The following is a 22,386-nucleotide window of genomic DNA, read 5'->3' as shown; positions in this document are numbered from 1 at the left end:
GCTGATATGGCACGTTTGCTGTTTGCCATCACCCTAACGGTGTGCTGCCTACCCTTGTTGCCAGGGGTTGGCGGCATACTCGCGAGTGCCTTTGCGTTCGTGCCCACACTAGGGCTTATGGAGGCTAATATTAGCGGCTGGCAAGCTGTCATGGCATGGCCGGGGCTATCACAATCTATTCAGCTAACGCTCATCTCGGGATTAGGCAGTAGCCTGCTCGCGGTGGCGCTTAGCTTTATGATTTTACAAGCCACTTGGCAAACGCCCATTTGGCAGAAGATCAGTGCGCGCTTACCTGCGCTACTTGCGTTACCACACGTCGCCTTTGCCATTGGCCTGGTTTTACTGCTTTCCCCCTCGGGTTGGCTGTTTCGCCTGCTAAGTCCTCTTCTCGGTGATAACCCCGTGACTTGGGCGCTGGTACAAGACCCTTATGTTATTGGGCTCACCTTGGCGCTGACGCTAAAAGAAACCCCCTTTTTATTGTTGATGAGTCTGTCGGTGCTGCGTCAAATTGATGTCTCTCGGCTGACGATGGTATCAACCAGCCTCGGGTATAACCGCACCGCAACTTGGCTAAAAGTCATTCTCCCGCTTTGGCTGGCCAAAATGCGTTTCCCGGTTTTTGCCGTCATCGCCTACAGCCTGTCAGTGGTTGATGTGGCGATGATCCTCGGGCCGAATACGCCACCCACCTATGCGGTATTGGTATGGCAGTGGTTTAATGACCCGGATTTAGCGCTATTACCTAGAGCTTCAGCCGGCGCTTTGCTGCTATTTGCTCTGTGTGGCTTGGCCTTATTGCTATTTCGCTTTTTGGCGTGGCTTGGTTGCCAATGTCTCAATCGCTGGCAATACACGGGGCGCCGCCACGCATGGTTACCCGGCAAATCACTCTGGTGGCCGGTGTTTATCACTCCCCTTGCGATTATGCCTGTGTTGCTGATGTGGTCATTCGCGCTGCGCTGGTCATTTCCCGATTGGCTCCCGAGTCGATATAGCTTACGGTTCTGGGAGCAAGAGCTTAGCTATGTGTGGTCATTGGTGGGGAACAGCATCGTTCTAGCGGTGATCAGCGCCAGTGTCGCCTTGCTGTTTGCCATCGGGTGTCTGGAGCGTTCGGTCAATCAGCGACGCTCGGTGCCAAGGGCCGTCATCGCCATTCCGTTATTGGTTCCTCAACTCTCTATCTTGTTTGGCATTCAGGTGGCGGTGTATAGCCTCCCCGGCCAATGGCACGTGCCGGCAACCCTTTGGGCTCACATTTTTTTCGCGTTTCCTTATGTGTATCTCGCACTCGATGGGCCGTGGCAGCAGTTTGATATGCGGCTTATGCAGACCGCCAGAAGCCTCGGTGTGAGTGCCACCCTTGCATGGTGGCGGGTTAAACTGCCGCTCCTTTTGCCCGCCATTATCTTGGCATGGGCGGTTGGCGCGAGTGTCAGTTTGGCGCAATATCTGCCCACACAATTGCTGGGCGCGGGACGCATTAATACTCTCACTACCGAGGCAGTCAGCTTATCAAGCGGTCTCGATCGTCGTATCAGTGGCCTGTATGGACTGATGCAAGCGATGCTTCCCCTTGTTGTTTTCGCCTTGGCCACTGTGCTGAGCCGCGTGGCTGAACGCCGTCTTTTACCGACATCAACACCAACTTTCTCAGGAGCTCAACACCATGACACTGTGTGTCAACCAACTCACCATAAACGCGCCTGATCAATGCTTGGTGCGTGATTTATCATTCTCGGTCGCTCCGGGAGAAATACTTACTGTGATGGGACCCAGTGGCTGCGGAAAATCGAGCCTGCTGAGCGTATTGGCGGGGCATATCCAACCACCCATGCATTACAGCGGTCAACTGACGTTAAATGGTGAGCCTTTTGATCACTTACCGCCTGAGCAGCGCCGTATCGGGATTTTGTTTCAAGATGATTTACTCTTCCCGCATTTAAATGTTTGGCAAAACTTGGCGTTTGCCTTGCCATCCTCGATGCGCAAAGCGCAAAAACGCGATCAGGCCATCGCAACATTAGGCGATGTCAAATTAGCAGAGTTTGCCGATTATGCCCCCAGCCAGCTTTCGGGTGGCCAGCGCGCGCGGATCAGTGTGTTGCGTGCATTACTCGCCGCCCCCGATGCTATCTTGCTTGATGAGCCCTTTAGTAAGCTGGATAAGCCGCTGCGGCGGGATTTTCGGACCTTTGTTTTTGAGCAAATTGCGCAGCGAAACATCCCTGCGTTGATTGTGACGCATGATGCCGAGGATATTGCGGACCAGAGCCGCTGTTTAAATTGGCCTAAACGCTCAGCTGACTCAGCACTACAAGAGGAGATGCAGAATGCTTGATCGTTACGCCATCGCGGTGATCCGTTGGCCATTGAAGCGGGCAGCGGTGCAGCTCACAAAGTGGGGGGTAAAACCCGATACCGTCACGCTCTCAGGCTTTTTGATTGGCTTGCTAGCGGTGCCCGCTCTCGCGCTACAAATGTACTGGCTAGCACTTGTGTTTATTATCATTAATCGACTTTTCGATGGCCTCGATGGTGCGCTCGCCCGCGAGCAAGGGCTCACGGACGCGGGAGGCTTTTTAGATATTACCCTCGATTTTATCTTCTACGCTGCCATCCCTTTTGGTTTTGCCCTGGCCGATCCAACCAATAACGCCATTGCCGCCAGTTTTTTGCTGTTTTGCTTTATGGGGACAGGCGCAAGCTTTTTAGCGTTTGCGATCATGGCCAGCAAACACCATATTGATAACCCGGTTTACGCCAACAAGTCGATGTATTATATCGGCGGGATCACCGAAGGGACGGAGACCATCGCCAGTTTTGTGTTGATGTGCCTTTTCCCAACATACATGGCGTGGATTGCCGGCGTTTTTGGCGCAGCCTGTTTAATCACCGCCGCCTCACGAGTTTGGGCGGGCTATCATACCTTGCGTACACTCGATACGCCGTCCTCCTAGTCTATAACCACTGGTGTTGCAGCTGCTCTTTATCGCCTAAGTAATCGAGCAGCCAGCGCACCGGTGGTGATTCTTTGTCCGAGCGCCATGCAATACAACACGGACTGCTTAATAACGGCTCTTCAAGGGCAAGCTCCACCAACTCTCCTCGCGCAATCGCGTCTTCTGCCATGTGTGACGGCATCACACCAATGCCCAGCCCGGCCTTAAAACATTGCATGGCACTGTGCCAATTAGGGACGGTAAGGCGGCGCTGATTATCCAGTAGCCATGTCGTACGGCGCGGCAAGCGGCGCGAAGTGTCTTCCAAACAGATAGCCGGATACGGCGCAAGCTGATCATTAGCCAGTGGCTGAACACACTGGACGAGTGGATGCGACGGGCTCACCACAAATCGCCAGCGCAGAGTGCCCATTTCCCGATAGCGAAACGCGCCGCTCACTGGGACAGCAGCCGTAGCACCAATCGCAATATCGGCTCGATCATCAGCCAACGCATCCCATACGCCGTTAAACACTTCCATGGTTAGCAACAACTCGACATCAGGAAACGCATCGTAAAAATCCCGCACCAACGTATTGACGCTATCTTCGCGCACGACGTTATCCAGTGCTAACGAGACACTTTGTGTCCAACCATTAGCCACTCGCTGCGTTTGTAGACGAATATCTTCCATGGTTTTCAGCATATCCCGTGCTTGCGCCACAAAGTATTCTCCTGCCGACGTCAACCGCACTTGGCGGTGAAGTCGCTCAAACAGAGTAACGGCCAGTTTGTCTTCAATCTGTCGTACCGTGTAGCTGACCGCACTCGGCACCTTGTGTAGTTCATCGGCCGCCGCAGAGAAACTTCCTCGCCGTGCAACCACATCGATCACATGAAAATCTTGGTAAGAGAACATTCAAATCAAATTTTTTGAAAGCAATGTTCAAATCATAGCGTTTCACAGCCAGCTTTGTCAGCCATAAACTATCTCTATGTCGAGTTTTCTATCAAGAGACAAAAAATGAACAAGCAAGTGCCGTTTATGACGCTACTGTGGCTAGCAGGGCTCAGTATGCTGGGCTTTTTAGCCACTGATATGTATTTACCTGCCTTTGAGGCGATGCGACTCGATTTGGCGACCTCTCCCGCCAATATCGGCCTCACCTTAAGTATCTTTTTGCTAGGGATGGCCTGTGGACAGCTGGTTTATGGTCCGCTGTCTGATCGCATCGGTCGCAAGCCCGCGCTGCTGATTGGCCTGAGCCTTTATTTAGTCGCGACTGTAGTGTGTATTTTTGCTAATAACATTTATTTATTACTTGGCGCACGTCTAGTTCAAGCCTTAGGAGCATGTAGCGCTGCGGTAATTTGGCAAGCCGTGGTCATTGACCGCTATGATGGAAAACTGGGACAGAAAGTGTTCGCAACCATCATGCCGCTCGTCGCATTATCGCCAGCATTGGCGCCACTTGTCGGCTCACACCTGCTCACCCTATATGATTGGCGCAGTATTTTTGTGGTTTTATTCGCGTTAGGGGTTGGTTTTGTTGCGTTTACCTTACGAGAAAAGGAAAGCCTTTCCAAACCCACACAAGATACTAAAATTATTGATAAACTTGTAATTGACTATCAGCAAGTTTTTAAATCAAAAAAATTCATCGGTAACATGCTTATTTTCGCAGGTTGTTCCGCGGCATTTTTTGCTTATCTGACAGGATCACCGTTCGTGATGTCAGCCATGGGTTATACCGAAGCGGATATTGGTCTGAGCTATATTCCACAAACCATTGCTTTTGTCGTCGGTGGCTACGCCTGTCGTCATGCCCTCAACAAGCTTAAAGATCACAGTATCTTGCCTTGGCTACTTAAGCTGTTTGTTATCAGTGTCGTGGTTATCTTTTTGATCAGCTGGCGTACCGATGTCACCAACATCTGGGTAATTTTAGGTCCGTTCTGTTTCCTCGCGGCAGCGAACGGTGCCATCTATCCACTGGTCGTCAATCGCGCCTTGGAAAATTTCAAATCCTGTAGTGCGACCGCTGCGGGGCTATTGAACTTCTTGCAAATGATGGTCTGCTTCGTAGCGAGCGCTGTGGTGTCTGCGTTTGCAGCCGCCGGCTTGATCGCCGTCACCACCGTCATGCTGTCAACCTGCGTGGTGGTCATTATTGGCTTTGGCTTAGTCTGGCATGCAAACCGTCAAGCTCAAACGCTAGCAGCCGCGTAATACCACTGAGTTTAGAGACTAATAAGGCGTCTTTCGGGACGCCTTTTTTATCCTGCCAACTTTCACTCACGCAAATAGGCAACAAGCTCACCTTTACCAATGGGAAGTACACCCACATCGAGTTCAGGCTGTTGCTCAAGCCATCGCTTAAAAGGAGCAACATCATCAGCGTGGGATAATGCATTATCGACTACCAGCACACCCTGAGGCTTGAGGAGTTGGAACAAGCGTGGCGCTAGGGACAGGTACTGACTTCGGTCGGCATCAAGAAAAATGAGTTCAAACTGTCCCTCAAGGCGAGTCATCCAGTCACTCGCGTCGCCCAGTTTAGCATCTATCCGTTTATCCATGCCGGCTTGCCTAAAGTGCTGCTGCGCTTGTTGGTGTTTTGCTTCATCGCGCTCAATCGTTACCACCTGCACGCTATTGCCGCCTGCGCGCGCGAGCCATAACGTTGAATAGCCCATTGATGTACCGATTTCTAAAATACGGGTAGGCTGAATTTCATCCACTAACAGCGCTAAGAATTTTCCGGTTCCAGGCGTAATATTCAGCCATTTTTTACTTTTATCCTGTTGCAGGGCGTCGTTCTCTGTCCCCTGCATTTGCAGCTGTTCCAGTACGGCGTTCATGATTATTAATCCAAGACAAGGCTGCCGTTATCATCAAATTGCCAACAATCGCCATAAGCCACTTCCCAAAGATAGTCATCCGGATCGGCAAAGTAGCCGCTGTAGCCTCCCCAAAAAACGTCTTGTGCAGGTTTAACGATCCGACCACCACAACGCTCTGCCAGCGCCAGTACCTCGTCGACCTCTTCTTTAGATCGCGTGTTATGCGCCAATGTGATACCACCAAATCCTGTCTCGTTAACGGTGAGTCCGGGTTTAATATCATCGGCTAACGCGTCAGCGGGATATAACGCTAATCGCGTACCTGCGGTACTAAAAAACACGATGCCTTCTTCAGGGTGATTGTGCGTGGGAAAACCCAACTGGCGATAAAATTCATACGACCGTGATAAGTCAGCGACACCCAACGTGATAATGCTTATTCGTGCTTCCATACCGTTGCTCCTTCGCTTAATGAGTGGGGATATTGAGACGCTTTTCACCTAGCCATGAAAATGCGCGCAATAAATGAGGGACAGCCGCTTCTACAATTTCGCCATGTGCCATGACAAGGCGCTGCGGTGTCCAATGAATCAATGTACGAATATGTGTTGCTAATTCGTCTTTGTGAAACCAAAAGCTCAATCGCCAATCGAGTGGCGTTTTACCATTGGGTGCTGTCACGCCTGCCCACTCGGCAATTTTGCGTTTAAAAGGTGAAAAAGCCTCAGGGCGAAAATTTTCAATCAGATCAGTGACAATCAGCGTTTGACTTTGTCGATGAAAAAACACGCATTCTGTCATCACTGGCGAGCCGGTAATCAAACATTGCGCAATCTCATCGTGCCAAGCTGGCTCCGACACGTCCTCAAAACAGTGGTCAAAACAAAGATCATCTCGTTTTTTCGCCACTTGTTGGGTACCCATTAATTGTGCGTCAGGAAACGCCTCAACCCATTCGGATAAAAAGAGGTGATGCAATTGGTTAGGAGCGATTAGATAACGCACTCTCCCTAACGACGCTAGCTCAGTGCGTAATGCATCGATAAGCTTTATCGGGCTGTGAATCCACAGGGATTGGTCGGCAAGCCTCACCACTACCATGCGCGTGGTATAGGGCAAGGTAAAGAAAGGGACTGCTTCACCATCAGCGACCCAAATTGACGTATCGAGTCGATACACAGCATCCTCCTCATGGCCGACTTTACACTGTAGCTTGTCAGCCATAAGGTAAGTGTGCGAGTAGTCACAGCCTTACAGTGTATCTAACTCAATATGTTGATTGATGTTTTTCAGTGTGACCCCTGCAGCAGTGAGGCGAGTTTGTATATCATTCAGAACGGCTTGGTAGTCATCACTCCGTTTAAAGCTGGCTAGCGTCTGTTGGTCTTTAAACATAAGCCGCACGATTAAGCTTTGTGGAAAACGCTGATAATTCACCTCATGCGTCAACCACTCGAACCCCGCGATATTCTCCATCGTGAGCTCGCAAACCTCTGTAAGTGCCTCTCGAATCGCTTTGTCATACTTCTTGTCTGTTTTTCGCATGATGCTTCTCTTTTACTGCTCATTGCTCTTATGTTTGGGATCCGTGCGAGTGTGATCGACAAAAATCAGCACTTCAGTGGCAAAACCCCGCTGTTTCGCCGCTGCAATAAACTGTTCTTTTACCGACTCCGAGACGGTTGGCGTGCGCGATAGCAGCCATAGGTAATCGTGGTCAGGCCCCGAGATAAAGGCATATTGGTAATCATCATCCAACTCAAACACCACATACGACCCATAGAAAGGCCCAAAGAATGAAACCTTCAGGTATCCCGTTTTATCATTTTCAACGAAGTACGCCTTGCCTTCCGCTTCTTGCCATTTTCCCTCTTCACGGCTGTAGCCACGATTAATTACTTTCACGCCACCGTCTTCACGCATCGAATAGGTCGCGGTCACATCCGACAATCCTCGTTCAAACGAGTGATCCAGTCGCGCCACTTCATACCAAGTGCCTAAATAGCGGCTAACCTCAAAGTTTGTTACTGGCGTGACTTGTTTTGGCATGCCTAAGCATCCGGTCAACATTAAGGACAACAACCCAATCATCCAGCCTCTTTTCATCGTTATTCCCTCTTTAAATCCAACATGATAAGTCTTACTCAGCAACAAGTTTGATCGTTTACATGCTTTGTCAATTTTTGGTCAACTCGCTGTTTTTCTGCTTGCCAAGGCGCCAAACTGGTGCTTATATAAGCGCTCTTTAGTCACAGAGGTAATCACAATCCATGGACAGCGACCGATGTCGTTTTATGCCCTCCCCCGCTTCCTTTAACGAGGAGGTAATCGTATGTTAACACTCTTTATGGAACCCCAAACCTGGGTGGTCTTTTTTACCCTTCTGACCCTTGAAGTGGTATTGGGTGTTGATAACTTAGTCTTTATTTCCGTATTGTGTGAGCGTCTCCCCAAAGAGAAACGCCGCTTCGCGCGTACCTTGGGTATTGGTCTCGCCGTGATGAGCCGGATTGGCTTGCTGCTCTCCATCGCATGGGTCATGTCGTTGACTGCGCCACTGTTTACGATTGGAACGGAACCGGTTACCGGTAAAGACCTTATCATGCTGTTTGGTGGTGGCTTTTTGCTGCTAAAAAGTGCCAAAGAGCTGTGGGCATGGTTGGGTCATGGCGAGCCCGTGAGCCACTCGACACAAGTGCGCACCGGCATGGCAGTCATTTTGCTGCAAATCGTTGCGGTAGATGCGGTGTTCTCAATGGACTCAGTGATCACTGCGGTCGGTCTCACCCAAGATGTACCCGTGATGGTCGCCGCCATTATTACCGCCGCCATCATTATGATGATCGCGGCCGAGCCCGTGAATAATCTGGTCAGCCGTTATCCTGGGTTTAAAACCTTGGCCTTGCTGTTCTTGGTGCTATTGGGCTTGCTGCTGATGGCCGAAGGTGCTGGTATTCATATCAACAAAGGCTACGTATACGTTGCGATGGCATTTGGTTTGATACTTGAGCTCTGCCACATTCGATTGCGTAACAAGCAGCGCTTGAACATCAAGCGTATTCGTCCGCACTTTTCGTTAAAAGTGTCACGTCGGATTGCTGACAACCGTTAATTCTCAGGGGCCGTAACCACACTTTTGATGGCAGCGGCCCTATCTTTAAACTGGATTTTTCCCACACAGCATTGACCCAGCTGCGCATAATGCGCTTGGACACGCGCCACGAGCTGCTCAAGTGGCATGACGTGCCCGCTTGGCTGCCAGTGCTGCCCCCCGTCTTGGCTCAACCAGCAAATGCCTTGGCTATCCACCAGCCGATCGTCTTCTGTGATCACGTTTTCGCTCAGCGCCTTAAGCGACGCCGGATCGGAGGCAAACGAGAGTTCGTCATCGCCATGCCAAATTAGGAGCGCCGGATAGTTAAGAAACGTATTCATCGCTTGGGCTTAAACATGGCCAGATTGAGTTCAACAGACGAACCCATCCAACCGACATGGTCAGTGTGATCTATGTAGTCATCGCCCGTCACGCCATGCAAAAACACGGTTAAATCGCCCCGATGCGCCTCAATCCATGCCATCACCTCATCGAACGCAGCGTTGTCAAAAGCGATTTGAAAGCTCCACTTTGGGTGTGGGCCGACACATTTGCGATGAAAACGGCCAAGGTCGATGGGCAGCGACGATGCAGCGGCTGCTTGATAGATAATATCCGCCTGCGCTTCGGTGTCGGCCTCATAGTAAACATGGGCGTGGTAAGTCTGATGAACATTGGGAAAAGCGTGTAAAGAAGACATAAGCATCATTCGATTCAACAAGATGGAATTGAGAATAGTTTACGTGAAACCAAGGCAAAGAAATAGTGACCAAGGGTGTGGCTATTCACTCATGGCGCTAATCAACGCTGCCTAACTAAAGGATAATAAGAAAAAGCGGCCGAGGCCGCTTTAGTTTGGTAACAACCTTTACGATAACGCGTCGGTTAGTTCAACACACCGTTTGAGTTATCAATACTATCCAAGCTGGCGTTTCCACCAAAATCAACCGCTTGACGGATCATTTCAGCGTGCACGGCTTGTTCTGCAAGCTTCGCCGATTGCGGGAAGATAAAGGTGCTATGGCTAGCGTTAGTACCGGCAAAGTCAACAAAGTTCTGGTCACCTTGTGCAGCGGGTGAGCTGGTATTGATGGTTGGTAGGCCAAGTTTCGCGGCTAATGGCTCAGAGCCAGCGAAGGTATTAGCAACGTCGTTCGGGACCGTATCATCACCATCAACTTGCAGCATATAAATCGGCGTGGTTTTGCCAGTAATATAGCTTGCATTTGTATATGGATCGACGGTATCGAGCAAGGTTTGGGCTGCATAGCTAAATTGCTGAATCAAACCCTGAACCTGAGCATTTGCACTTGCTGAACCGGCTACCTCGAAGGTCTTGTAGCAGATCACATTGTTTTCTGCGCTATTATCGAGCGTACAATTGTCGCCGGCAAAGGTCTGGTAAGCGGCACTGCCTTTAAAAGCAACACTGTGCTTAATCAAAGGACCAAACGAGTCTGACCCGAGCAGCAAGTTAGCAATTTGTCCCCCAGAATTCGCGACGCTTAGCGCAGAGAAATCATAGTAAGGGCCAACTCCTGTTACCGCGTTATCACGGTTAGACGCCGCAAACGCGGTGGTGCCAACAATACCGCCCAGCGAATGACCTAGCAAGCGTGGTGCCGAGGTCGTGAAAGACGACATCGCCGCTAATGGCGTCCCCGCGAATCCACCCGCCAATTCGGTGCGGGTCAAAGCTGCGCGCACACCCATTACATCCAACTCACTTTGGCGCACATTGTCACGCGCAACAGCCAAGTTGTTAAGGTTCAGGTACGCTGTCACATCTACGTTGGCAGAGCGCTTCGCATCTAAGCTACGCTCACCATGAAGCGGCAAATCAATCGCCATAATGGCTTGATTGGCATTAGCAAAGTTAGGCGCAAAGAAGTAAGCATTTTCTTTTGCCGAGGTAATCCCATGCTGATAAACCGTGAGTTGGGTATCGCTACCAACCGTTGCTGGTGTAAACAGCAAGAAAGGTACCTCTTGTACCGATTTAATCTGCGGTACAGGGCTATAACGGGTAATAATGCGCTCAGGGTCTAATTGACTGCCATCAGCTTTGGTCAGCGTCACGCCGGCCAGCTTAAAAAGCTCGTTGACGATCTGTGGTTTATCGTTACCCGTTAATACAGCGACGTCGACACCCGCGCCTGTCAACTGAGCAGTGATGGTCGCCTGCTGTTCAGGGTCTTGCAGCGCATTCAGTACCTTGACCAAGCTAGGGGTGGCTGACTCAAACGGCTGACTATTCCAGTTGCTATCCGTTTCCAGATAGTAAGGTAGCTTGATGGTGCCTTTACTCACATTAACGCCGCTAAACGTTGTTTTGAGTATATCCTTAATATTATCGGCATCATTGGGATCAAAGTACTGGGTAAACTGGGCATCGGCGTCCAATGCCGTGTCATAGTCCTGAGTGCTGGTAATGTCGATGGTGTAGGCATTCGATAAATCAGCATTATTAGGGTTGGCGCCCGCTTTCCATATTGCAGCTAGGCTTCCAGCATCAAACCCAGCCGCCGTCGCTAGCTTGGTGTAGTTTAAGCTGTCACCTACCGATTGAGTTGAAAACCAGGTGGAGTAGACGATTTTGCTCGGATCAACACCTTCTGCGGCAGCGACCAATTTTTCAACTCCCTGAATCACCGCTTCTGGTGCTTCAAGTAGTGAGTTCTCATAAGTGACAGTCTGGGATTTTAATCCCGCATAGCTCGATGGCATGCCAATCGGATCGCCATTTACGTCCTGAATATCATCGGTTATAGCAATAATGTACTCACTGCTGGCGTTGAGATCCTTAACAGGCAACACCGTCAGTGTGTCACTGGCCGCATCGCTCAGTACTTGAAAGTCGGTACCTTGTTGGAGCACAGCTTTAACGTTAGGTGTTCCCGTCATTGAGTCGGTCAGTTCAATGAGATAAACCCCATTAGTCACAAGCCCTGAATTGAGGCCTGCGCCACGGAAATTAAAGACCAAAGGCATCGAGGTTGACCAACCATCCATGGTATTCATGGCAGCCTTTGGGTTGGTAAGCGCGTTGTCACCTTCCGTGGGTATTTTTAGCGTGCCATCTTCACTGTCCATCAGCAAAAAGGTAGGCACAGGCACTGCTGCATTAGCACCTTGCAAGGTAAAGTCAACCGAAGTGGGTCGGTCAATGGCGGTTTGAATATAACTTTCAAATTGAGGTGTGTTGGTATCACTGGCATTTTCGTCGCCACACCCAGCCAAGATGATCGCGGTTGCCAAGACTGACAATTTTAATTGTGTTTTAAGCATCATGATATCCCGGTTAGAACTGGTAATTAAGCTGAACAGAGCTGATGTAAGCCGTTCCGTTAGAATCAAACTCGAGGTTTTGTTTCAGCGCATTTTTTTCTGTGAATGAGCCGTCACGGCTACGTACGATGGCAAAGCCAGCATCAATGCTGAGATCGTTATCGTATTGGTAGGTCAAACCTGTGGCATACCAATAACGGTCAGCGTCTGGGATACTCAGCGTGGCTTCACCGGCTTGTTCGTCATAGGCAAAGCCAAGGCGGCCCGTCCAGTGTTGATTAAACTGATACGTCGAACCGATTGACCAACGGTCGTTATCTTTGTACGACTCGTCTTTAACAAAACACACCTTATTGTCGGTACATTCATCAGAGGTGGCGCGCAGCTCAGTAAAGCTGCTCCAATTGGTGTGTTGATAGCTATAGTGGACGGCAAACGCGTCAGTCAGTTGGTGAAAGCCTGACACTTCCCAGTAAGACGGCAAAGACAGCTCGAGGCGCCCTTTTACCGACGCCGAGGTCGCGCGGCCACTGTCGTAACTATCAAAGGTGCCATCATCAAAATCGAGGTCCACCTTAGAGCGATAGCCAACACCAAAACGGTGATTCTCATTGATTTCGTACAACGCACCAAGATTCCAACCATACCCAAAGGTTTCACCCTCTAGACCAATCAATTTATCGGATGGATTATTGCTAGTAACGCTGTTCTTATTGTTCAAATAAGGCGCAAGCGCCCCTTTATGACGGGTTAACTTTGCTTTGGCATAGGTGAGGTTAACGCCCGCGCCGAGGCTTAATTCAGGGGTGACTTGATACGCTATCGCCGGGTTTAAGTTGGTTGAGAGCAAATCGGTGTCGCCGGCCAAGTCGCCTGCTTGAATATCGTCAGGGTAATCCGTCGCGATACCATAGGTGGTGAATAGGCCAATCCCCCACGTCCATTTACCCTCTTGCGGACTAACATAGAAGCCTGCAGGGACGACCTTCATCGGCGCCACATCTTTGGCATATTCATTGTTGGTGCGATCTTTTACATCAACATCGGGATCAATCAGGGTCAATGCTCCAGATAATTGGGCGCGGTCAAATCGCATCATGGCTGCGGGGTTACGTGCCAATACCGCGGCATTATCAGCCACCGCGGCGTCGCCTGCAAAAGCGCGCCCTAGCCCTGACGCTGATTGCTCGGATACTTGAAACCCAGCACCGTAGGCTTGGGTTGCTGCAAATACGCTGAGCGCAATGAGAGAATACTGCTTCTTGTTCACTAGTCAGACCTCCGAGGTCTTGTTTTAATATTGAGTTACAGATGTTAATTATTGGTAAACACCATGTCAAATCAGTCGATTACAACAAGATGTTAAAGAGGGCGGATTATAGAGGGCCGATATGTGAGATAAAGGAGAACTTAATTGGTAAGACCAGTTAAGCGGAAAAAGCGGCTATTTTGCAGGCAAAATCGCGAAAACCCGCAGTTATTGTCGGTATTTTTATCAAAGCGTTAGGCGTAGACTGGTACGGTAGATTGTGCTTTTTTGCTATGACTTAACAAGGAGTCACCATGATTGAGCAAGGACAACCCTTACCCACTTCCACACTCAGCGAACTCACTGCTGAAGGAATGCAAACCCACGATATTCCTGACCTTTTCGCCAACAAGAAGGTTGTGCTGTTCGCGGTGCCGGGTGCCTTTACCCCAACCTGTTCAGAGTCGCACTTACCGGGCTTTGTGGTGAAGGCGGATGAGATTAAAGCAAAAGGCGTCGATATGATTGCATGCGTCTCCGTTAATGATGCCTTTGTGATGCAGGCGTGGGGCGAAGCACAAAACGCCAATCAGATTCATATGCTGGCCGACGGTGATGGCAGCTTTACCCAAGCGCTAGGCCTGGAAATGGACTCAGGGAAGTTTGGGGGTATTCGCTCGCAGCGCTATGCGATGGTGATTGACAATGGCATCGTCACGCATTTGAACCTTGAAGCGCCAAAAAGCTTTGACGTCTCCAGTGCCGAGGCGATCCTCGCCCTGCTATAGCGGTGAGTTAGCGGTGGCGTTTTCTCGCCACCGCTTGATGATTTACACTGACTTTTCAGTGACTTTACGACGAAGCACATACTTTTGCACTTTGCCCGTCGATGTTTTCGGGAGCGCGGTAAAGATCACTTTTTTCGGCGCCTTGAAGTGCGCCATTTGTTCTCGACAAAAAGCAATAATATCGGCTTCGGTGACGGCGGATGCTTCAGTCGTTTTAACAAACGCACAGGGGACCTCACCCCATTTTTCATCGGGCATCGCAATCACCGCCACTTCTTCAATATCAGGGTGACGGTACAGGACATCTTCTACTTCGATACTGGAAATGTTCTCCCCGCCACTAATGATAATGTCTTTGAGTCTGTCCTTGATTTCGATGTAATTATCGGCATGCCATACCGCTAAGTCGCCAGTGCGAAACCAGCCGTTACTCATGGCATCTTCCGTCGCGCTCGGATTCTTTAGGTAGCCTTTCATCACAATATTACCGCGAACAAAAATCTCACCCAGCGTGCCACCATCTTTTGCCACCGGTTTAAACGTCACCGGATCGGCAACCATCAGTCCACCTTGCATTGGGGCCCGTACACCTTGGCGTGCTTTCATGCGTGCTTTTTCTTGTTGCGAGAGTTGATCCCAGTGGTGTTGCCAGTCACACACCACACAAGGGCCGTAAGTTTCAGTGAGGCCATAAACGTGGGTCACTTCAATCCCCATCGCTTCCATCCCTTCAATCACAGAAGCTGGTGGTGCCGCCCCTGCGGTCATCGCTTTAACCGTATGATGAATCTCAGCTTTTAGCACCGGATCTGCGTTATTCATCATGTTCAGCACAATCGGCGCACCGCAAAAATGGGTCACTTTGTGGGTTTTTATCGCATCAAAGATAGGCTCTGCCCTGACATGCCGTAGACTAACACTCACCCCCGCCGTTGCAGCCACCGTCCATGGGAAACACCAACCATTACAGTGGAACATGGGTAGCGTCCAAAGATAAACAGGATGCGCATCCATATTCCAAGACAATACATTACTCACCGCATTCAGATGGGCGCCGCGATGGTGATACACTACCCCTTTGGGATTGCCGGTTGTGCCTGAGGTGTAATTAAGTGAAATGGCCTGCCATTCATCGTCTGGCAATGCGTACTGATAATCACCATCACCTTGAGCTAAAAAGGTTTCGTACGTAGTCTCACTGATACATTCGCCATGTGGATAGAGCGGATCATCAATCGCAATCACCAGCGGACGGTGTTTGATCATTTTTAACGCCCGTTTTGCGACGGCTGTCATCTCTTTGTCGACGATAAAGACTTTGCTTTCCGCATGTTCGAGGATAAACGCGACGGTTTCCGCTTCCAGCCGGGTATTAATGGTGTTGAGTACGCCACCTGTCATCGGCACGCTAAAATGCAACTCAAACACTTCGGGCAGATTGGGGGCCATCACCGATACCGTATCACCTAGCCCGATGCCGGCTTGACGTAATGCCGAGGCAAATTGACGGCATCGCTGATCCACTTGCTGCCAACTCCAACATAGATGACCATGAACGCTAGCCGGATAATCTGGATAGACGCTAGCGGCTCGCTCGAGGAAAGAAAGTGGACTCAGTGTTTGATAGTTGGCTGGACTTTTGTCCAAGCCAAGCTCATAGATGTTACTGGCTGACATAACGCGCTCCTTGCTGACTTTGTCTAGATAACTAGATCAACCTAGCATGTCATCAAGCTTGCGCTATTCAACTTAAGTCGATATGGCGGCGATAACGCAAAAAAGGCCCAGCAATGCTGAGCCTCGGTAATTAATGATGCGTGAAGTTAGAAGTGTAATGACGCGCCGAGGACGACTTTGCGCTCTTCGCCCAACGTGGTTTTATTTTGTACACCACCAGCGAGATAGCTTTCGTTGAAGAGATTTTCAACATTCACACTCAGTTTCAAGTCCGTTTGTTCACCGGCTTTGATGGTATGGCCCACACCTGCATTCACGGTGGTGTAACCTGGCTTATGATAGGTATTTTTCATATCGCCATAACGATCACCGACATAACGCGCACCTACGTTCACATAGGTTTGGTTATCGACATCATAGCGAGACCAAATGCTGGCGCCCCACTCTGGCGTATCGGCAGGCTGTTTGCCATCGTTCGCAGGATTGAACGGGTCTTCGATGCGTGCATCTAAATACGTCGCTGAGCTATGCACTGACCAACTGTCAGTCACTTGACCGGCAAGGCTGACCTCAACCCCTTTATGCGTTTGTTTACCTAATTGAGTGGTGCGTGAAGTGAGACTGCCTTGTCCGGTGATTGCCTCTTTGACCACTTTATTTTCTTGTTCAATTTGGAACAAGGCGGCACTGAATAACGCTTGGTCGTTCAATAACGATTGTTTATAGCCAAACTCGTAAAGCTTACCCTTCACCGGCTTTAGCGCCATGCCGTCATTAATATCGGTATCACTATCAACCGGATTTTTTGGCTCAAAGCTCTCGGAATAGGTCACGTACAGGGTTTGTTCCGGTGACGGATGATACATTACCGCGGCTTTAGGCAACACGTTATAATACGTATCCGTCTCGTTATCCTCGCGATCGTAGCGAAGCCCTGCAAGCAGCTGCCATTGTGGATTCAATGTCATTAAGTCTTGCGCATAAAAGCCAATGGAATCAGTAGGCTCAGGATCACGCGCAGTTGCTGTGCCATAATGAATATCCGGCTCCGGATACGCACCACCAATCACGGCTGTTTGGTTTTTCTTCATTACACGCTGACCGACATAGTCATTACGCAGCGCATTGGCGCCAATCAGCACCTGGTGATCGATATTTCCGAACTGAAATGCACCGGTGACATCAAGATAAGCCGTATCCAGTACCCAATTGTCGTGACGGTCCATGGCAAAGTATTTGAACGATTGGGTATTCGCGTCGTACGTTTCGCGCTGTCCGAATCCTTCATGGTAATGACGTTTGTAGTCTTGGCGATTGTAGCCTGATTTTACTTTCCAATCCGGCGTTAATTGGCTGACAATATCGACTCCGTAGTTCTCAACATCAATGTCCATGAACGACCAAGGCGCTTCCCAGATAAATTGGCTACCCAGTTGCGGTTTACCATTGATGATGTTGGCGCCGTTATCGCTATTACTGTCATCAATCACGCGATCATAATGAAGAGAAAGCTGGGTATCAGGCGTGATGTCGTAATCTAGCATCAAGCCTGCAATTTGGCGGTCGAGCTCAGGTTCACTGCCATCTAAATAGCGACGTGATGAGCCCTCGCTTTGTTTCGATAGTACCATCCGACCACGTAAGGTGCCGCTCTCGTTGAGAGAACCCGACGCATCGGCGACGGTGTGTTGATAATCGTTAGTACCGACTTTCTGACTGATTGACGCTTGGAACGCAGCTGTTGGTCGTTTGGTGACCATATTCACCAGACCGCCCGGTGCGGACTTGCCATAGAGCAAACCTGCTGGCCCTTTTAACACCTCAACGCGTTCCATCAGCTCAACAGGATGACGATAATAAGACCATTGCTGCTGGCCATTACGCAGGTAGCCTGTTCCGGTATCAAGTTCAAAACCACGAAGCATGAAAATCTCACGATTGCGGTCCGTACCACCTACACCAATGCTGGCGTCATTTACCAACACATCTCCTAGTGTCGTGGCGTTTTGCTCTTGAATCAGCGTTTGATCCATCACAGCCACTTGGCCCGCTGTTTCTAGTTGGCTGACATCCATTCGCATCGCCGTTTCGTTGCTATTAGCCTTAAAACGTGCCTGATGGCCTTCAACCACATAGACTTCATCAACGGGTTCTGTCGGGTTGGTTGCGGCTGTACTGTTAAGGGGTGACAGCGCGACAGCCACAAAAACGGCAAGTGGGTGTTTCTTCAACATGAGACTTCCTGTAGCTAACGATTATTTGAACGCATTGGAACATAAACGATAACCAGTCTCATTTCTATTTGTTTTCACCCATACGCAACTGTTTGCGCTTTTTTTCGTCAACATTGTATAAGTTATGTTACAAAACTATGAGGTTTCATCAACTTACTGATGATCTACCGTTTGGTACCTTCGGCCTATACCGTGTAGCCAGCGAGCGAGATCTTGCGTGGCTATGACCCAAGTTTGATCATGACAAAAAGGCTGGCATTCCACCGCTTGGACTTGCCATATCGCATTCGCGATCACCAAACTAACGCGATGCTCAGGATCATTCATCACATCAAATACCGATACGGCACCTGATTGCGCCTGCAAATAGGTGTCGAGTTGCTGCGATGAAGCAAACGATAAGCGAGACGTGCCCAAGGCTTCACTCAATCCGGCTAAATTAACGGTGGCTTTGCCCGGTAACACCACCAAGAAAAACTGTTTACCCTTTCTATCTTTCAACAGTAAGTTCTTGGTCGGGTTTGCATCAGTATGCAAACCGAGCGCGTCTGCTTGTTCACACGTATAGACAGGCTGATGGCGGTATATTTTTACTGAAATACCGTGCGCTTTGAGGCTTTGAAGCAGCGCAGTCTGTTGACCTGAAAGTGGTGGCGTCCCTGTCATGATCTTCCTTATTAGTTAGCTTATTCGTCTCCATCCAAGCCTAAGGGCACAGATCCGTTAGGTTATAGTACGCCCATATTCACTATTAGGCTTTCTTATGTGACTTAAGAATAATTAAATACACTTATTTGGAATAAAAATGTAACTTTATCGCAACGTTAATCACAAGGAGAGAAACATGGTACTCAAGGTGAGTTTTCACTCGGGTCGTCAAGTGACCTATCATCGATATGCTAAAAAGCTACACACTCACTTAGCAACGACCAAGCTGTCCACACGCTGGGCCAAGCGCCCTCTACCCTCTGTGCGTAGCACACGATAACGCATTACTCTGACGTTGGTTACGGCTAGGGCTGCGAGGTAACTGACTGAAAATACTGTGCACGGAGCGCTTGTAACTCACCACGTTGAGCCGCACTGTCCAAATACGCGTCAATCTGCGCCACTAAGTCATTCGCTTGTGGCGCATATCGGCTCACTTGAGCATGAAATGCTTTCGGGTTGGGCAGCGCGATGTAAGCGAGATCGCGTGAGAACTGATAGAGCTCGAGCCGTATTCCCCCTAAAACGGGCTCGATTTCACTGGCAAGAAAGCGACAACGCCCCGCCTCTAACATCCGCAAGGCTTGCTGCAAGGTATTGGCTTCAAACCTCGGTCGGGGGTTGTCGCCAAATGCGGCATAGTTATAGCCGTTCACACCACAAACCGATTGTGTCGCCGATAAATTCGGTTGTGCTTGTGTGTCAGGTGCGCCCACGTACAGATAACCCAAGGATATCGAATAGAGTGGCTGCGTAAAGCGACTATATTGCGCTCGCTCGGGTTTGTAACTTGCATCCCAAGTCAGATCGCAGCGACCCGACTCTCGCGCCAATTCATGCTGCACGCGCGCCCAAGGCATGAAGACCAGTTGATAGGTAATGTCATTACTCTCTAGGGCAGACAAAACCAAGTCTGTGGCAAACCCCGTCAAAGTGTCCGCTTTTTGCTGGCGCGTTTCTCCCTGCCAATAGGTGTATGGCGGCCAAGGGCTACCGTCACCCACACAAACCTTGAGTGGCTCTGAGGTCGATGGTGCGGCCCATAGTTGAAAGGAGAAAAGAGTTAGCCAAATCGCAATACACGCTTGTGTCCAATGGGTCATCCAACCACTCACTATGTTGACTCACTACGCTGTCTATAAGACTAGCATGCCATCTCTATCGACATGCTCAAGCGCTTTGCTATTTATTCGGACGTTGCGGTTAACGACAACGAAAGCGTGAGAACCGCATCTCGGCTGCGCCCTGTCTCCACAAACCCCAGCGCTTGATATAATGAAACGGCTGGATTTTCTGCAAAAACACGCAAGGCTAAATGCGCATAGCCAGACGTTTGAGCATAAGCGATCGCCCAAGCGATTGCCTCGCGGCCGATCCCTTGCCGCTGCTTACTCGGCTCTATCTGTAAATCGCGGATAAAAAGCGTTTCACCGTCTGCCTTCAAACGAATTACGCCACAACGCTTTCGCTCATGGCGAATTTCATAATTATCGAAAACTCGCCAACTCTCTATAAACTGCTGAGAGTTCCAAGCGATTTTCCTCGCTTCATAATAAGGGGTCATATTTTCTTGGGTCAGCTTTTGACTGTAATTAGCATCCGTTGTCGGACCAATCGCAACATCCATGTCGTTCTCCTCTCATTCACGCTTTGCTAAACGTGCCTTGACGGCACTTACACCTTGCCAATCTTCTAACTCTTGTTCGGGGTACGCGGATCGAAATTGCTGATACAGCGCAATGCCCTGCGGATCTTCCAGCACATCAACCGTCACCCCTTTCTCTTTCAGCATCGTCTCGTTACCGCTCGCACTAGTGACATCCCCCACCACCACTCGAGAGAAACCGCGCATGGTGATCAGTGCCGCGCACACATCGCATGGGCTTAAACTGGTAAACAAGGTTGTTTGGCTAAAATCAATTCGCCCAGCATCGCGTATCGCCGCCGTTTCACCGTGATTATAGGGATGATTTTCTTGTACCAAGGTATTGTGCCCTTTACCGACGATTTGACGTGTCTCATTGTCAACAATCACCGCACCGATGGGGCACCCTCCTTCATCAGCGCTTTTTTGGGCCAACAACACCGCGATGCGCATCAAGTCGGCATCGGTCAGTTTTTGGCTAAAGCTGTTATCCAGCAGCACCGGCAAACTGCGCGTTGGCATATGCGCCACGGCACGCAGCGCTGCTTCCGTTACCGTGCTATTTGCATTGAGTAGCATCGACGTTCTCCTTATTCGGCTTCGCTGATGACACTGACCTGAGCTAATCCACAAGATCATCAATTTACCACCAATGACTGAACCAAACAGTGATAAGGTTTGTATTGGTCAGTTCGATATTTGTTATTGGTTAAATCAACCTTTTGCGCCTTCGTCTGTACTAAAAAGCCAAGGGTGGTGACAGCAATTCTGTTCAGGGATTTTTATGATAAAACGTTTGATTATTATGTTAGTCGCATGTGGGCTCGTTTTTGGGGGAATTTTTGCTTACAAAGCAATAGGCAATCATTTTATGAACCAATTCTTTGACAACATGCCTGCCCCTACGGTCACCGTGACGGCCACTACAGTCTCAACGCACCCTTGGCGTGAACAACAAACCACCATTGGTAGTTTTGCGGCCATTAATGACACCCAGCTAACTACCGAGGCAAGCGGCATCGTCAACAATATCTTGTTCGACAATGCGACATCGGTGAAAAAGGGACAATTACTGGTCACCTTGGATGCCAGTGTTGATGAAGCAGAGCTTCGTCGGCTCGAGTCCGTCGCTGAGCTTGCCCAACTTGAGTTGAGACGCTATCAACGGCTGTTTAAAGATAAAAATGTCTCTGAATCTGAGCTAAAGCGCAAAGAAAGTGAAGCCAAACAAGCGATTGCCGCCGTCGACAGCCAAAAAGCGCGCATCGAGCAAAAGGCGTTAACCGCGCCTTTCGACGGCATTATTGGCATCCGAGAAGTCAGTCTTGGCCAACTCATTGCACCGGGGACAGCCGTTGCGACACTCACGTCAGTGACCCCCATCCACCTCAACTTTACCTTACCCGAGCAGCAGCTCAGCACGCTAAAAAATGGCCAAACCGTTTCTGCCACGATTAGCGCACAGCCCGACGAGGTCTTTACCGGCACAGTGACTGCAATTTCGCCGGTTGTGACGCCCTCGAGTCGCAGTGTCGACATTCAAGCCACCTTTGACAACCCAGATGCCATTTTACGGTCAGGCATGTTCGCACGCGTGAGTCTTGATCAAGGTGAAGAAACGCAAAATGTCTTGCTGGCACCACAAAGCGCGATTCAATTTAATCCGTATGGCAACGCAGTCTTCGTGATCCAAGAGCAAGACGATGCATTGACGGTCCAACAGCGCTTTGTGCAAACAGGCGCGCGACGCGGTGACATGATTGTGATTAAAGAAGGTCTTCAACCCGGTGACCGTATCGTTACCTCCGGCCTCCTCAAGCTCCGTAACGGCAGCAACATCAAGATCAGTGACAACGAACGTGTTCAGCCGAGCGAAGATCTTGATCCCAACGTTGTGAATCAATAGGAGCG

The 22,386-nt window shown here is 49.8% G+C and carries 23 protein-coding genes; 7 read left to right on the top strand and 16 right to left on the bottom strand.

All coding sequences use genetic code 11. From position 1 onward, the window contains the following. Nucleotides 1-6 precede the first annotated feature (6 nt). From BGK46_RS05560 to BGK46_RS05550, 3 genes are read left to right on the top strand one after another with little or no spacing between them, the layout of a single operon-like run. On the top strand, nucleotides 7-1,716 hold the full coding sequence (locus BGK46_RS05560) for an ABC transporter permease (RefSeq protein ID WP_069587577.1): 1,710 nt from the start codon (nucleotides 7-9) through the stop codon (nucleotides 1,714-1,716). After that, a complete protein-coding gene (locus BGK46_RS05555) occupies nucleotides 1,676-2,347 on the top strand; it encodes an ATP-binding cassette domain-containing protein (protein WP_069587576.1) in 672 nt (223 codons plus the stop codon). The genes BGK46_RS05560 and BGK46_RS05555 overlap by 41 nt, the downstream gene beginning before the upstream one ends. After that, the gene (locus tag BGK46_RS05550) at nucleotides 2,340-2,966 is read left to right on the top strand and encodes a CDP-alcohol phosphatidyltransferase family protein (RefSeq protein WP_069587575.1); all 627 of its coding nucleotides are present in this window, start codon (nucleotides 2,340-2,342) and stop codon (nucleotides 2,964-2,966) included. Before BGK46_RS05555 ends, BGK46_RS05550 begins: the two co-directional genes overlap by 8 nt. 1 nt (nucleotide 2,967) lies before the next feature. Here BGK46_RS05550 and punR read toward each other — a convergent pair whose 3' ends face one another. After that, nucleotides 2,968-3,867, bottom strand: a complete 900-nt coding sequence (gene punR, locus BGK46_RS05545; RefSeq protein ID WP_069587574.1) for a DNA-binding transcriptional activator PunR — start codon at nucleotides 3,865-3,867, stop codon at nucleotides 2,968-2,970. Between the two features lie 105 nt (nucleotides 3,868-3,972). Between punR and punC the strand changes: the two genes are divergently transcribed. Further along, on the top strand, nucleotides 3,973-5,178 hold the full coding sequence (punC, locus tag BGK46_RS05540) for a purine nucleoside transporter PunC (RefSeq protein ID WP_069587573.1): 1,206 nt from the start codon (nucleotides 3,973-3,975) through the stop codon (nucleotides 5,176-5,178). A 62-nt stretch (nucleotides 5,179-5,240) separates the two neighbouring features. On the opposite strand, the gene BGK46_RS05535 is transcribed toward punC, so the two are convergent. The 5 genes from BGK46_RS05535 to BGK46_RS05515 are packed head-to-tail and all read right to left on the bottom strand — an operon-like array spanning nucleotide 5,241 to nucleotide 7,898. After that, complete coding sequence (locus tag BGK46_RS05535; RefSeq protein ID WP_069587572.1) at nucleotides 5,241-5,810, bottom strand: O-methyltransferase; 570 nt, start codon at nucleotides 5,808-5,810, stop codon at nucleotides 5,241-5,243. Nucleotides 5,811-5,815: 5 nt separating this feature from the next. Continuing rightward, nucleotides 5,816-6,244: a VOC family protein gene (locus tag BGK46_RS05530; RefSeq protein WP_069587571.1), complete on the bottom strand. Its 429-nt coding sequence runs from the start codon at nucleotides 6,242-6,244 to the stop codon at nucleotides 5,816-5,818. A gap of 16 nt (nucleotides 6,245-6,260) precedes the next feature. Further along, nucleotides 6,261-7,016 carry a DUF4336 domain-containing protein gene (locus tag BGK46_RS05525; protein WP_217492719.1) on the bottom strand — a complete coding sequence of 252 codons (756 nt, stop codon included), beginning with the start codon at nucleotides 7,014-7,016 and terminating at the stop codon, nucleotides 6,261-6,263. A gap of 27 nt (nucleotides 7,017-7,043) precedes the next feature. Then, entirely contained in the window at nucleotides 7,044-7,337 is a 294-nt protein-coding gene (locus BGK46_RS05520; protein WP_069587570.1) for a hypothetical protein, read from the bottom strand. 12 nt (nucleotides 7,338-7,349) lie between these two features. Further along, a complete protein-coding gene (locus BGK46_RS05515) occupies nucleotides 7,350-7,898 on the bottom strand; it encodes a lipocalin family protein (protein WP_069587569.1) in 549 nt (182 codons plus the stop codon). A gap of 226 nt (nucleotides 7,899-8,124) precedes the next feature. Between BGK46_RS05515 and BGK46_RS05510 the strand changes: the two genes are divergently transcribed. Next, on the top strand, nucleotides 8,125-8,904 hold the full coding sequence (locus BGK46_RS05510) for a TerC family protein (RefSeq protein ID WP_069587568.1): 780 nt from the start codon (nucleotides 8,125-8,127) through the stop codon (nucleotides 8,902-8,904). Here the strand turns inward: BGK46_RS05510 and BGK46_RS05505 are convergent. The 4 genes from BGK46_RS05505 to BGK46_RS05490 form a co-directional block, all read right to left on the bottom strand. Further along, nucleotides 8,901-9,227: a DUF4144 family protein gene (locus BGK46_RS05505; protein ID WP_069587567.1), complete on the bottom strand. Its 327-nt coding sequence runs from the start codon at nucleotides 9,225-9,227 to the stop codon at nucleotides 8,901-8,903. The genes BGK46_RS05510 and BGK46_RS05505 overlap by 4 nt on opposite strands. After that, the gene (locus tag BGK46_RS05500; RefSeq protein ID WP_084781293.1) at nucleotides 9,224-9,586 is read right to left on the bottom strand and encodes a DOPA 4,5-dioxygenase family protein; all 363 of its coding nucleotides are present in this window, start codon (nucleotides 9,584-9,586) and stop codon (nucleotides 9,224-9,226) included. The genes BGK46_RS05505 and BGK46_RS05500 overlap by 4 nt, the downstream gene beginning before the upstream one ends. 185 nt (nucleotides 9,587-9,771) lie before the next feature. Then, nucleotides 9,772-12,174 (bottom strand): VolA/Pla-1 family phospholipase, encoded by a 2,403-nt coding sequence (locus BGK46_RS05495; RefSeq protein ID WP_069587565.1) that lies wholly within the window; start codon nucleotides 12,172-12,174, stop codon nucleotides 9,772-9,774. A 13-nt stretch (nucleotides 12,175-12,187) separates the two neighbouring features. After that, nucleotides 12,188-13,444, bottom strand: a complete 1,257-nt coding sequence (locus tag BGK46_RS05490; protein WP_069587564.1) for an outer membrane protein transport protein — start codon at nucleotides 13,442-13,444, stop codon at nucleotides 12,188-12,190. Nucleotides 13,445-13,737: 293 nt separating this feature from the next. Between BGK46_RS05490 and BGK46_RS05485 the strand changes: the two genes are divergently transcribed. Next, nucleotides 13,738-14,211, top strand: coding sequence for a peroxiredoxin (locus tag BGK46_RS05485; protein ID WP_069587563.1), 474 nt, complete (start codon nucleotides 13,738-13,740; stop codon nucleotides 14,209-14,211). Nucleotides 14,212-14,253: 42 nt separating this feature from the next. On the opposite strand, the gene BGK46_RS05480 is transcribed toward BGK46_RS05485, so the two are convergent. The 6 genes from BGK46_RS05480 to BGK46_RS05455 form a co-directional block, all read right to left on the bottom strand. Then, a complete protein-coding gene (locus BGK46_RS05480; RefSeq protein ID WP_069587562.1) occupies nucleotides 14,254-15,888 on the bottom strand; it encodes an acyl-CoA synthetase in 1,635 nt (544 codons plus the stop codon). A 146-nt stretch (nucleotides 15,889-16,034) separates the two neighbouring features. Continuing rightward, the gene (locus BGK46_RS05475) at nucleotides 16,035-18,122 is read right to left on the bottom strand and encodes a TonB-dependent siderophore receptor (RefSeq protein ID WP_069587561.1); all 2,088 of its coding nucleotides are present in this window, start codon (nucleotides 18,120-18,122) and stop codon (nucleotides 16,035-16,037) included. Nucleotides 18,123-18,275: 153 nt separating this feature from the next. Then, nucleotides 18,276-18,788, bottom strand: coding sequence for a prolyl-tRNA synthetase associated domain-containing protein (locus BGK46_RS05470; RefSeq protein ID WP_077640285.1), 513 nt, complete (start codon nucleotides 18,786-18,788; stop codon nucleotides 18,276-18,278). A gap of 347 nt (nucleotides 18,789-19,135) precedes the next feature. Beyond that, the gene (locus tag BGK46_RS05465; RefSeq protein ID WP_084781291.1) at nucleotides 19,136-19,933 is read right to left on the bottom strand and encodes a substrate-binding periplasmic protein; all 798 of its coding nucleotides are present in this window, start codon (nucleotides 19,931-19,933) and stop codon (nucleotides 19,136-19,138) included. An 83-nt stretch (nucleotides 19,934-20,016) separates the two neighbouring features. Further along, nucleotides 20,017-20,457 (bottom strand): GNAT family N-acetyltransferase, encoded by a 441-nt coding sequence (locus tag BGK46_RS05460; protein ID WP_069587560.1) that lies wholly within the window; start codon nucleotides 20,455-20,457, stop codon nucleotides 20,017-20,019. Nucleotides 20,458-20,469: 12 nt separating this feature from the next. After that, nucleotides 20,470-21,054, bottom strand: a complete 585-nt coding sequence (locus BGK46_RS05455) for a nucleoside deaminase (protein ID WP_069587559.1) — start codon at nucleotides 21,052-21,054, stop codon at nucleotides 20,470-20,472. Between the two features lie 292 nt (nucleotides 21,055-21,346). Between BGK46_RS05455 and BGK46_RS05450 the strand changes: the two genes are divergently transcribed. Further along, nucleotides 21,347-22,381, top strand: a complete 1,035-nt coding sequence (locus tag BGK46_RS05450; protein ID WP_254659660.1) for an efflux RND transporter periplasmic adaptor subunit — start codon at nucleotides 21,347-21,349, stop codon at nucleotides 22,379-22,381. Nucleotides 22,382-22,386: the final 5 nt, after the last annotated feature.

Source organism: Salinivibrio sp. SS2, assembly GCF_001722075.1.
GTDB lineage: Bacteria > Pseudomonadota > Gammaproteobacteria > Enterobacterales > Vibrionaceae > Salinivibrio > Salinivibrio proteolyticus.
Note: the sequence above shows the minus strand (reverse complement) of the source record. Positions and strands in the feature narration are given on the sequence as shown.

Excerpts from the sequence above, each read along its gene's own strand:
- BGK46_RS05520 (WP_069587570.1), bottom strand. The coding sequence starts at position 7,337 with ATGCGAAAAACAGACAAGAAGTATGACAAAGCGATTCGAGAGGCACTT.
- BGK46_RS05550 (WP_069587575.1), top strand. The coding sequence starts at position 2,340 with ATGCTTGATCGTTACGCCATCGCGGTGATCCGTTGGCCATTGAAGCGG.
- BGK46_RS05500 (WP_084781293.1), bottom strand. The coding sequence starts at position 9,586 with ATGTCTTCTTTACACGCTTTTCCCAATGTTCATCAGACTTACCACGCC.
- BGK46_RS05515 (WP_069587569.1), bottom strand. The coding sequence starts at position 7,898 with ATGAAAAGAGGCTGGATGATTGGGTTGTTGTCCTTAATGTTGACCGGA.
- BGK46_RS05465 (WP_084781291.1), bottom strand. The coding sequence starts at position 19,933 with ATGACCCATTGGACACAAGCGTGTATTGCGATTTGGCTAACTCTTTTC.
- BGK46_RS05555 (WP_069587576.1), top strand. The coding sequence starts at position 1,676 with ATGACACTGTGTGTCAACCAACTCACCATAAACGCGCCTGATCAATGC.
- BGK46_RS05560 (WP_069587577.1), top strand. The coding sequence starts at position 7 with ATGGCACGTTTGCTGTTTGCCATCACCCTAACGGTGTGCTGCCTACCC.
- BGK46_RS05450 (WP_254659660.1), top strand. The coding sequence starts at position 21,347 with ATGAACCAATTCTTTGACAACATGCCTGCCCCTACGGTCACCGTGACG.
- BGK46_RS05475 (WP_069587561.1), bottom strand. The coding sequence starts at position 18,122 with ATGTTGAAGAAACACCCACTTGCCGTTTTTGTGGCTGTCGCGCTGTCA.
- BGK46_RS05510 (WP_069587568.1), top strand. The coding sequence starts at position 8,125 with ATGTTAACACTCTTTATGGAACCCCAAACCTGGGTGGTCTTTTTTACC.
- BGK46_RS05480 (WP_069587562.1), bottom strand. The coding sequence starts at position 15,888 with ATGTCAGCCAGTAACATCTATGAGCTTGGCTTGGACAAAAGTCCAGCC.
- BGK46_RS05460 (WP_069587560.1), bottom strand. The coding sequence starts at position 20,457 with ATGGATGTTGCGATTGGTCCGACAACGGATGCTAATTACAGTCAAAAG.
- BGK46_RS05535 (WP_069587572.1), bottom strand. The coding sequence starts at position 5,810 with ATGAACGCCGTACTGGAACAGCTGCAAATGCAGGGGACAGAGAACGAC.
- punC (WP_069587573.1), top strand. The coding sequence starts at position 3,973 with ATGAACAAGCAAGTGCCGTTTATGACGCTACTGTGGCTAGCAGGGCTC.
- BGK46_RS05470 (WP_077640285.1), bottom strand. The coding sequence starts at position 18,788 with ATGACAGGGACGCCACCACTTTCAGGTCAACAGACTGCGCTGCTTCAA.
- BGK46_RS05495 (WP_069587565.1), bottom strand. The coding sequence starts at position 12,174 with ATGCTTAAAACACAATTAAAATTGTCAGTCTTGGCAACCGCGATCATC.
- BGK46_RS05530 (WP_069587571.1), bottom strand. The coding sequence starts at position 6,244 with ATGGAAGCACGAATAAGCATTATCACGTTGGGTGTCGCTGACTTATCA.
- BGK46_RS05525 (WP_217492719.1), bottom strand. The coding sequence starts at position 7,016 with ATGGCTGACAAGCTACAGTGTAAAGTCGGCCATGAGGAGGATGCTGTG.
- punR (WP_069587574.1), bottom strand. The coding sequence starts at position 3,867 with ATGTTCTCTTACCAAGATTTTCATGTGATCGATGTGGTTGCACGGCGA.
- BGK46_RS05455 (WP_069587559.1), bottom strand. The coding sequence starts at position 21,054 with ATGCTACTCAATGCAAATAGCACGGTAACGGAAGCAGCGCTGCGTGCC.
- BGK46_RS05505 (WP_069587567.1), bottom strand. The coding sequence starts at position 9,227 with ATGAATACGTTTCTTAACTATCCGGCGCTCCTAATTTGGCATGGCGAT.
- BGK46_RS05485 (WP_069587563.1), top strand. The coding sequence starts at position 13,738 with ATGATTGAGCAAGGACAACCCTTACCCACTTCCACACTCAGCGAACTC.